1 protein-coding gene is annotated in these 1164 nt (G+C 33.3%); it reads left to right on the top strand.

Annotated features, from left to right (window positions below; genetic code table 11):
* The first annotated feature begins 221 nt into the window (after positions 1-221).
* The gene (gene coaA, locus FHL06_RS13690; RefSeq protein WP_153387205.1) at positions 222-1148 is read left to right on the top strand and encodes a type I pantothenate kinase; all 927 of its coding nucleotides are present in this window, start codon (positions 222-224) and stop codon (positions 1146-1148) included.
* Positions 1149-1164: the final 16 nt, after the last annotated feature.

Raw genomic sequence — 1164 nt, forward strand, 5'->3', positions numbered from 1 at the left:
GGCAATCGACATGTTAATGACTTCATAGCCTGGAAAGTCTTTCCTGATGGATTTAGCTAAAGTATCACTAGCCTTTCCATCACGAAATCCCATCAAGGTCGAGTCCCCAAATAATACTATTCTCTTCATATATTGTTTCCTTTTTTAAAAAAGTTCTATACTATACTAGAATACCAGATATTTAATAAAAGTTAATTACTATATTAAGCAGGTTTAACAATATGAAGAATTTAGCTAACTATGATGAATTTACTCGAAAGCAATGGGAAAACTTCCACGGTGAATATACCAAGCAAGCCATAACTGATGGAGAGTTGCGTAAGATCAAATCTTTGGATGATGAAATTTCAATTGACGATGTGCGTTCAATCTATGCGCCGATTCGTCACTTACTTCATATTTATCTGAAGAATTATCGCAAATTGACTAAATTAAAAAATGAGTTTACTGACGGATCAACACGTAAGATACCTTTTATCATTGGTGTTTCTGGTTCAGTCGCTGTGGGAAAAAGTACCACTGCTCGATTATTGAAGATAATGTTAGAAAGAGCTTATCCACAATATAAAGTTTCACAGATGACGACAGATGGATTTTTATATCCCAGTAAGATTCTGAAAGAACGTAATTTAATGAGTAAGAAAGGTTTTCCAGAAACTTATGATATGGGAAAACTTTTGAACTTCTTGGGTGAAGTTAAGACCAAGGGTGGACGTATTAAGTATCCACTTTATTCTCACAATATTTATGATATTATCCCAGGTAAATATGAAGAAACAGATAATCCAGATATTTTGATCGTTGAAGGTATAAATGTATTACAATTGCCTCAGAATGAGCAGATCTATGTCAGTGATTTCTTTGATTTTTCAATTTATATTGATGCTGAAGAAAAAGATATTGAGGAATGGTTCTTGAAACGTTTCGAAACACTGTTAGATTTGGCTAGAAACGATCCTAACAGTTATTATTACCAATTTACCCAGATGCCTGAAAAAGACGCTATGAAGATGGCAAGAAACGTTTGGGACACAATCAATTATCCTAATTTGCGTGATTATATCAGACCTACTAGAAACCGAGCAGACTTGATTTTGCACAAATCTGAAGATCATCAAATTGATAAAATTTACCTAAGAAAATATTAAGCGCTAACAATATATG

Source organism: Companilactobacillus halodurans (assembly GCF_009600985.1).
Taxonomy (GTDB): domain Bacteria; phylum Bacillota; class Bacilli; order Lactobacillales; family Lactobacillaceae; genus Companilactobacillus; species Companilactobacillus halodurans.

Excerpts from the sequence above, each read along its gene's own strand:
- coaA (WP_153387205.1), top strand. The coding sequence starts at position 222 with ATGAAGAATTTAGCTAACTATGATGAATTTACTCGAAAGCAATGGGAA.